The following is an 8,951-nucleotide window of genomic DNA, read 5'->3' on the forward strand; positions in this document are numbered from 1 at the left end:
CAACTTCGCGGTCATCGGTGTCAACACTGCGTGGACCCCGGTCAAGAACCTGACCTTCACGGCAGACTTGAGCTATTCGCATCTGGACCAGAAGTATTCCGGTACGATTGCGAGCCCCGGCGTTCCTTCCGCCGCCAAGCCGGCAACTGTCTATGAGCTGAAGGACCAGAACTCGATCAGCATGCTGCTCCGCGCCCAGCGCAACTTCTAAGAGCAGTTCTCTGATCTAAGATAGCCCTCGGCGGGAAACTGCCGGGGGTTTGTTTTTCGGGACGACGAAAATGGGAATTCCTCACTGGGAGTTTCGGTCCCTGCTCTGCCGATTGGCGCCTACCCGGTGAGCCGTTAGCCGCGGTGGGAGAGCCGGCACAAGCGCGCTTGAGTGCCTTAGCCGCCGTGAGATTGGCACAAGCGGCGGCGTTAGCGCTTTCAACGATGGGCTTGATCCCAGTCGCTTTTAGTGTGCAACCGTGGTCGCTCCGATTTGGTCTACCTTGGTGAGACAAGGCGCTGAGGCGTCCGGCAACACACCAAGTCGCCTCGGGCAGGGGGGTGTTGCGGACCAACTGACGCCACGTCGCAGGTGGAGCTCTAACTGCGGGCCGATTTAAGTCGCGCGGTACAGTTATTTTAGGATAGTCCCCCTCACGGTACTTTAGGCGGCGCCGCAGTGGCCTTCGGAAGCTGGACCCCACATCGCTGCGTTTCGCTCGTTTCGAGCCCGCTGAAACTCAGCAAGCTTGGTCAACACGTCTCGGAATGATTCTCTTGGCGTGTAATGCGCAGGACGTTCAGGCGGCGCAATTTTGTATTGCCGACAAAGGGTATCGATCAAATCAAGAGCCCTCAGCCCCAGCGTGGACCAGTGCTCTTCGCGATATTCATAGTACTCTGTGTAATCTGGCGGCCCCGATATGTCTGCCGTGGCAGCGAGCCCGCCTTTGATGCCCTCAAGCTTATTCGGCATCGAAAGCACCTCATACATCAGGCGCCTCGGCAATGCCTTGTAGTCGCCATCCGCAGGAAGTGTAAGTGTGGGGTCAGGCACCGTGTTCTCTGTGACGCCATCCTCGTCCTCCATGAGGGGATCATGCACTGCGTTGAAGCAGGCGCTAACGAGGCCGTCCAGAACGAGAACGAGACGAATAGCGAGGTACTCTGCGTCCTTACGTTCCTTAGTCGCAGCGAAGCGTGCCTCCTTTAGCCACGCTACCAAGGTGGCTGTAAGTTGACCGATTACGGCAATGACACCGCCCAACGCCACCTTGCCAATGTCAGACTTCCAAAACTCGAGCATCAAGTTTTCGCCCGCTGCTTCCTAGCGTACTGCCCATGATTTTCACGAGCGCCTACTCGGCGTCGTCATCATCATCTGCTGCGATGTCGAAATTGACGGGACTTTCCAACCGGTATGTCCGCGCATCTCGTGCGACGGTGCCCACCACGCGAATGTACCGGTGCTGGTGATGCGCTAGAACTGCCTTTTGATAGTCCGCATCAGAAAGGGCTATGTTCACCTTGCGCATCTTTCCTTCCACTGTCGCTAAAACAGTCACCATTCCGAAGGCAGCCGTTTCGTCACGTTGAAGCCTGATAACAGGTCCTTTGATTTCGTAATTTTCGAGCCTGTCATATGCCCTGAAGAGCCGAGCGGCCTCTTGAAGTGTCGGAATAAGGTCGCTGCTTATGCGGACGTGCGACGGCACCTCATTGGGCGTAGGCCTGTTGAGGGCCCACGAAATCCTCAGTTCAACCGAAGTAGGCTCAGAGGCGGAGAACAATCCTGCGATGCCTTCGCAAAGGTTTGCGCTCACGCCACCAGCTACAGCCTCTTGAAACGGCCTGAAGTCCGGACTTGTGGCGGTGGCCGCCTTTGCAGCAGCTCCAACAGCAAGGCGCACTGATTGCGCCAAGGTCTCAATCACTCGACGTTCGAAGGGCTCTTCTGGGAAAAGCTCGGTATCGCTGTGGAATGTCAGTTGGGGCGCCACAGGAGAGAGCAGGGTCAGCACGTAACTGCCTTGCTCGGTTTGACCGAGACGGGCTTTCCGCATGTACTCCGTCGCGATTTGAGGACGGCGCGAATGGAAAACCGCTTGTGGCTTCACAGTCGCGCATGCCGCCGCATACAGGGTGTCTCTCGCTCGCTCGAAAAGCATTACACCTTCGTCGATGTCTACTGTCCCATCCGCGGTGCGATGCGACTGAGCCGCCAACCGGACTACATCAAAGCCTGAATTGTAGAGGTCGCGGAGAATTTCTAGCTGTGAGCGGTTCTCCACCGCTTCCAGTTCACCGAGCGCCTCGCGCAGGAGTAATACGTAGTCGCTCACAGACCGATCAACGGGAATGAGTATCTCTGCATGAGGGTGCGAGGACTTGTGCCAGACGGAGAACGGGCGGTCGGCGTCATCACCGTAGCGCTCCCACCCGCGCGCTCGCAGGTAACCGATGGCGTTAAGGGGCCGTATAGCGCCGATTGCCTGCTCGTCTTTGATTGATGCCTTCATTGAAGGTCGAGCCCATCTGCTATCTTGGTCATCATAGACTGTAGAACTTGTGGGCCGAAAAGGTTTTTTCTGGGTATATAGACCGTTTGCGACTTTGCGTTCGAACTCGATTGCAGTCCCTTTAGCGACATCCAATAGGCGCAATGCCGTAGTGTGAGTGCGTGTTCCGTCTGAGCGAGCCACTCCTGAACGTCGTTCGGAACAAATACCACCACCAGGATTCGCGGGATGCAAACTTTTGGGTCGCGCAAGTTGTCGTAGGTCTCCAAATCGAGCGGAAAGGATATAGGATCGCCGCTCGCCGGTCCGCTCCTCTGACACTTGGCCTGAATGTCGATCTGGGGCTTATTCAACGCTTTGCCTTGCACGCGCGCGCGCACCAGATAGTCGACTTTATCATTGTCCATTCGAACCGCCTCCAACCCACAACCGGCTGTGGCGCACACGGCGCTGATATACGCACCGGAAATCGCGTCCTGGCGATGAGAAATCGCGGCGTAGTCTGCAACCAACATAGGCCCCCACGGCGTAACGTCAGGGCAGTGTAGCGCCTTCCCATGCAAAAACGAATCGCAGCGATTCCGAAATGCGTGTTGTCTAAATTCTAAACGGACGTATAGGTTATTTACAGGCGTCTCTGGAGGACCTCGGCGTGCCCACGGCTCCCCTAATCACCTACATCCGCGTGTCGACCTCGGCTCAGGGCCGCTCTGGCTTGGGCATCGAGGCGCAGCGCCACGCCCTCGCGCACTTCGCCGCCTCCGAGGGATACGACGTGGCCCGTGAGTTCGTTGAGGTTGAGACTGGCAAGGGAACGGACGCGCTCGACCGCAGGCCTCAGCTCAAGGCCGCGTTGGCGGCAGCGAGGAAGCTCCGGTGTCGCGTGGGTGTCGCGAAGCTCGACCGGCTTAGCCGTGACGTGCATTTTATCAGCGGCCTGATGGCTCATAAGGTCCCCTTCGTGGTGGCTGAGCTGGGCCCCGAGGTGGACCCGTTCGTCCTGCACCTCTTCGCCGCGCTGGCCGAAAAGGAACGCGCGCTAATCTCCACCCGCACCCGGCAGGCCCTCTCGGCTGCTAAGGCTCGCGGTGTCACCATGGGCAACCCTAAGCTCCACGTCGCCCGTAGGGGAGCTGTAGAAGCCGTGAAGGCTGAGGCCGACCGCTACGCGGCCAATGTACTGCCGATCATCCGCGAGGCCCAGAAGGCCGGGGCTCACACGCTGCGGCAGATTGCGGACGCATTGAACGCGCGCGGCATCCCAACGGCACGCGGTGGGCAGTGGTACGCCCAAACCATAGCGAACGTCCTGCAGAGGGCATAGGAGGCACGACCATGTCAGCCCTTGGTACACTGTTGGTGATGTTCTCGACGCTTCATCACTATGCTCCAGGCCTCAAAGACCGCCGGCCTACTTCTGATCGTCGGCTTGTTCTACCACGGTTGAGGGCCTGGTCGGCGCGCACGAGACACCACGCGAAAACTTTGGGGCCCCGTTCGGGGCAAGGGATCCTAATTTGGCAACAAGGCCCCACCGGTCTTCGCAGCTCCTCGGTTAAAGCGGCGGCGGCGGCGGAGCTTACGGCCGCGCGGTGCGCTTTTGGGCTCCAATGGGTCTTATTTTCGGCACTGGATTTCCACTGGATCCCATTGGCCGTCGATTTGCACACTGCCCCTATCGAGCCTCGGCATTCCTCTGGAGAGCATAGGCCTACCGAGGGGCAACTTCCGTTGTCGGTGTCGCCATAGCCCCTCCAGGAAGGCCTGGGAGAATCACTGGCGCGTCCGCGCGTCGGGGCTACCAACCTACCGGGTGGCGCGGAAAACGAATCCAGAGCCATTTCTGGCCGTTTGTGGAATCGCGAGGTGGCCGAGGCACCCGGTGGCCAACCCGCCCCACCCGCGATGTAATAATACAACACAGGGAACCAAGCCGGCCCGCGCTCCCGCCGCCAACATTCGTTCCACGATATGGTGTGGTGGCTTGCGGCTGTGTGGTGTGTGGTGTGGGAGGAGAAGGGGAATATACCACTATGGATCTCATCCATAAGGGGAAGCTCTAGCTCTCTTAGAAGTCGAGAGGCTCAGGCCTTGACACGCCCAGCTTTGGGACCACTCCGGCACGGGAACGGAACTTCTCTGTGAGGATGCCCACGGCCACCGCCTCCTTGCTCCGTGGGACGATAATGCTGTCATGGATTGGATAGCTCGGGATGCCGCTAACCATCAGCGCCTGCATAGTCCCGATAATGACTTCACTCTCAATAAACATGAGGTCGCTCCAGTCCCGAACACGGCCGTCAATCGCACCGCCCCAACGCTCAAGGATAGGGTGCCGCTGCAGCACGTGCTCCCTGATCCGTTTCATCGGGTAGGCCTTGGGATCGAAGACCTCCGGCGAGATATCCTTGCGCGCCAGACGGTCCAGAAGGTTCTCCTTAATCTCCGTGGTCCACCGCGTACGCAGTTGCCCGCCGCCGAACGACATGTTGATCCAGCACTTCGCAACTTCCCGATCCATATCGGTGTCACCAAGGATGCCGCCGTAGGCGTCTGTGTCGGTGTCGAGTTGCTGGCCACACCAAGAATAGAAGATGGTGAGATAGGCGGAGGATATGTCAATCTCGACTACGGCTTCCTCGTTGATGATCAACGCCCGGCGCTCCTTGCTTCTCATGCGCTGATAGCATGTGGCGTCTTGGGGATGGGAGAACAGCCGACCGCCCTTATCCCATCGGAAGCCAGGGTGATCCGCTCGGTGAAACAGCCGAACCCAGCCGAGGTGCCTAATCTCGCGATTTGGGTGCGCGAGCGTGTGCTGTGCGGCGAAAGAGTTGACCGCGGCAACCTGCGCCCGAAGCCGCTGCGCCCGTTCCGTGTCCGGCGTCTTCCGGGAGGGCGCTGTCAGCCGCACTAACTCCGCAGGCATCACCGCCTCAAACCGGAAGTGTTCGCCCAAGGTGTCCGGGGTCACACCATGCGAAGCACACGCCGCCAATAGAGCCGGTGTAGCTCTGTAGCGCGTGAGCTTGCCGTCCCGCGGGCCGGGGTTGATCAAGCCGCTGTACGATCCGGGATACCCCTGCTTGTGCTCAACTAGGCCCGCCTCTGTGAACGCTAGGCGCACGGCGTCGAACATGCGCCACGGGACACCCGGAGCACCGTCATGCCCGCTGGTGTAGTCGCTCTTTTTGAGGGAACACCGAATCCACCCCTCGCTCCGATCACGTTCGACTGCCGCGAGCAGATCGGCGATGAATGCGCCCACGGCGTTCGCGTGATCTGCCGAGGTTTTCTTGCGTGCGTACGCCGCGCCTTTGGCAGCTTGCGGCCTCGGGTAGCGGCCAGCCAACTCGCCCATCAGCACAAAGGCCTGTTGGCTCATTGGGGTGGCACGCAGGGTTGCCAAGGGCGCCTTGTTGAGCGGCCCGCGTTCCTCCTTGGGGGTCTTCGGCTCCCAGCCTGGACGTGTCTCGGCGTCGGGATCCCACTCCTCGGATGTATCTGTCATGGTGCTCATACCTGCTCTGCCGCTGATGTTTTCATTGATGCCGGTGAGGCCCCAACGCCCTCCCGGTCGTGCTCGCCACGTGTACGCCGTACACTCCCGAGAGAGAGACGTGACGGTCCCTCTGGGCAAACACCATCATTCGAACTTGTATCGAGGAAACTTCTTCATCGCTTCCGCGAGGTCCTCGGGGGTAGGTGTGGTGTATTTCCTGCCCGTTGTAGGAGGCACGTGGCCTGTAATGGCGTCGCTGTATCGCTCATCAATTCCAACACGTGCTGCCATTGCCTTGTACGTGTGGCGCCATGCGTGGTTCGGGCTAACCTCTGGGTCAGTGATGCCGAGCGAACGCACCCATGTTCCAACATGGGACCTCATGCGCTCAGCGGGGCTTTGCCGGGGACGGTCGTCAGTCTTTGCCTTCCCTGGGCGAACGGCTGTGTAGAACAGAGCCTGCTCCTTAGCCCTTGCAACGAAGCTGAGGAAACCTTGGGATACCAAGTGCTCGTGAAGTGGAACGGTGCGAGCTTTCCGCGTTTTGATTTTTCCTGCGGACGGTGTCAGCCTCGCGAAGTAAACGCCACCTCGCTCTTGAATGTCGCCGGCACGAAGTTGCGTAATCTCTCCTGCGCGCGCCCCTGTGTAAGCACAAATCCAGGGCACCCATCGACAGGCGCGCTCAGTGAACGACTTCGTATCGTCGCATCGCAATGCGGCCCACAAGATTGTCTTGATCTCGGCAGCATCAAAGGCCTTCGTCTCGCGCTCTATGTTCTTGCGGGGGATACTGATGCGCACCTGGGGAAACGGATTGCTATCGACAGCCCTCTCTAAGACACCCCATGAGAAGACCGTTTTGAGGGCCGTACGCCATGCGGTTGCTACCGTGTTGGCTGATCGCTCTTCGTTGACGAGGCTGGTCATCCACGCCTTGGCCTGATCGTAACTAATACACCTGACGTCAGAAAAATGGCGATCAGCCTCTTTGAACACCGTTTCCCAGCGATAGATAGTTCCTTCCGCGGGTTGCACGGCCTTTGCCCAAGCGCTGAACAGTTCAGTTGCCTTCACTGGCAGTGCGGTGATGAGGGTTTGCTCGAAATGAGGAAACACCTGCGGATGATTATCTGGGCGGTAGTCCCCTCGCGAGAGCGCTTCCAGCCGCTGGAACGCGGGGAGCAGGTTGTCGCTGACGGCGTCCACGAAAAGATTGGTGGCATCTGGGCTAAGGTGCAAATCTTGCTCGTGCAAGAATGCGGACGTCTGCGCCTCCTTGGCGATTGCCGGGCGTACCTCGTCCCGCACGTCCGGGTGGCGCCTCCAGTCCCACTCAGGATCATCGCCTGGACGCTCTTCATATTCGTCAGGAGCATGCGGCCCAATGATGTTCCAAACTAGAATGTCGCCTAACGTCTTCCAATGTGCTGGGCCACGCTGGTCGTGTTCGTGCTTCTTGACGAACCAGGCATACCATCGTCCAGCTAATGCATAGGCATTCTGCCGGGTGAGGGGCTGAGCTCCGTTTTTCTTTGCCGCCCGAAGGCCTCCGATGCGGGTCTCAACGTCCGCCAGCCACTCGCCGAAGCGCGCTCGGGCCTCGTGCTCAGATACTCCAGCGTCCAACCGGAACTTCTCTTCCCAGGCGTTGCCATACTTGGCCGCGTATGCCTGTCGGATGTCCTCAGGAATCACCTTTCGGGCCGCGTAGGCCCCTGTGGAAGTGCGCTTCAGTCCAGCCATTATCACAGCCATTTTGTACGGTGCCTTGTACCTACAGGCATCCAAATAGTTTTGGCAATCAGTAACTTACTGATTTTTCTAACCTCAGCTCACCGAAAATTCGGATCGCTTAAGTCCCTCGCGTTCATGCGGGTGTGTCCGAAGACGCGATCGGCTCTAGCGGTGATTTAGAGGGGGAGCGGGTAATTGGCCGTCCGGTCAGTGACCTTCCCTGGAGAGCAAACTTGGAGGTTAACATGAACTTTAAGAGCCTTTTGCTCGGCTCAGTGGCGGGTCTGGTCGCCGCTGGCGGAGCCCAGGCAGCTGATCTTCCCGTGAAGGCCAAAGCGGTCGAATACGTGAGAATCTGCTCCCTGTACGGTGCGGGTTTCTATTACATCCCGGGCACCGACACCTGCATCAAGCTGGGCGGTTATCTGCGCGCTGACGCGATTCTTGGCGGCGCGGGCGACTATAACTTCCGGCAAGGCGCGAACCCGGGGTCGAACAACCGTCTGACCAACTACTATTTCGGCCGCGCTCGTTTCGACTTCAACGTCGATACCCGCACTGCGACCGAGTATGGTGTGGTTCGCACCTACGCCGATCTGATCTTCAGCTGGGATACGACTACGGTCACCGGCAGCAATCCCTCGGCGTTCTCTACCGGTTCCGCCTCGCTCGGCCTCTACCACGCGTTCATCCAGTTCGCTGGCTTCACGTTCGGCCGCACGGTCTCGATCTTCGACACCCCGTGGCAGAGCTATCCGGCTGGCGGTCCTGATACGCTTCCGGGCGGCAGCAACCACGTGACCGGCGTCAACCAGGTTGCCTATACGGCCGATTTCGGCCAGGGCATCACCGGTTCGCTCGCGTTGCAGGACGAGACGACGTCGGCAGGTGGCCAGTCGAACCTCTGGAACACGGCATTTGCCACGCCGGCTGCTGCTGGGACTGCGTTCGTAACCGGCACCTACGGTAACAACGATTGGGGTGGCACGCGTTCTCCTGATATCGTCGGTCAGATCCGCGTCGACCAGGCCTGGGGTCTGGCCCAGGTCTCGGCTGTCGCGCATGAGCTCCATGCCGCTTACTACGGTGCGACCGAACCCACGGGCCATCCTACCGACAAATGGGGCTGGGCGGTTCAAGGTGCGTTGTCCATCAAGAACATCCCGACTGGAGCTGGCGACAGCATCAACTTGCAGGCTGTC

Annotated in this window: 8 protein-coding genes; 3 read left to right on the top strand and 5 right to left on the bottom strand. The window is 59.3% G+C overall.

From position 1 onward, the window contains the following. Window positions 1-211 (top strand): porin (locus IVA82_RS09540; protein ID WP_247386866.1); only part of this gene is annotated, 211 nt, incomplete at its 5' end. Window positions 212-655: 444 nt separating this feature from the next. Here the strand turns inward: IVA82_RS09540 and IVA82_RS09545 are convergent. The 3 genes from IVA82_RS09545 to IVA82_RS09555 are packed head-to-tail and all read right to left on the bottom strand — an operon-like array spanning window position 656 to window position 3,025. Next, entirely contained in the window at window positions 656-1,297 is a 642-nt protein-coding gene (locus tag IVA82_RS09545) for a hypothetical protein (RefSeq protein ID WP_247386867.1), read from the bottom strand. A gap of 52 nt (window positions 1,298-1,349) precedes the next feature. Further along, window positions 1,350-2,510, bottom strand: coding sequence for a hypothetical protein (locus tag IVA82_RS09550; protein WP_247386868.1), 1,161 nt, complete (start codon window positions 2,508-2,510; stop codon window positions 1,350-1,352). Continuing rightward, on the bottom strand, window positions 2,507-3,025 hold the full coding sequence (locus IVA82_RS09555) for a DUF4365 domain-containing protein (RefSeq protein WP_247386869.1): 519 nt from the start codon (window positions 3,023-3,025) through the stop codon (window positions 2,507-2,509). Before IVA82_RS09555 ends, IVA82_RS09550 begins: the two co-directional genes overlap by 4 nt. 137 nt (window positions 3,026-3,162) lie before the next feature. On the opposite strand from IVA82_RS09555, the gene IVA82_RS09560 reads away from it, so the two are divergent. Next, window positions 3,163-3,834, top strand: a complete 672-nt coding sequence (locus tag IVA82_RS09560) for a recombinase family protein (protein ID WP_247386870.1) — start codon at window positions 3,163-3,165, stop codon at window positions 3,832-3,834. A gap of 744 nt (window positions 3,835-4,578) precedes the next feature. On the opposite strand, the gene IVA82_RS09565 is transcribed toward IVA82_RS09560, so the two are convergent. Further along, on the bottom strand, window positions 4,579-6,021 hold the full coding sequence (locus IVA82_RS09565) for a hypothetical protein (RefSeq protein WP_247386871.1): 1,443 nt from the start codon (window positions 6,019-6,021) through the stop codon (window positions 4,579-4,581). 135 nt (window positions 6,022-6,156) lie between these two features. After that, on the bottom strand, window positions 6,157-7,758 hold the full coding sequence (locus IVA82_RS09570) for a tyrosine-type recombinase/integrase (RefSeq protein ID WP_247386872.1): 1,602 nt from the start codon (window positions 7,756-7,758) through the stop codon (window positions 6,157-6,159). 236 nt (window positions 7,759-7,994) lie between these two features. Between IVA82_RS09570 and IVA82_RS09575 the strand changes: the two genes are divergently transcribed. Next, the coding region (locus IVA82_RS09575) for a porin (protein ID WP_247386873.1) at window positions 7,995-8,951 on the top strand (957 nt) is incomplete at its 3' end.

This window comes from Bradyrhizobium sp. 142 (assembly GCF_023074015.1).
Lineage (GTDB): Bacteria > Pseudomonadota > Alphaproteobacteria > Rhizobiales > Xanthobacteraceae > Bradyrhizobium.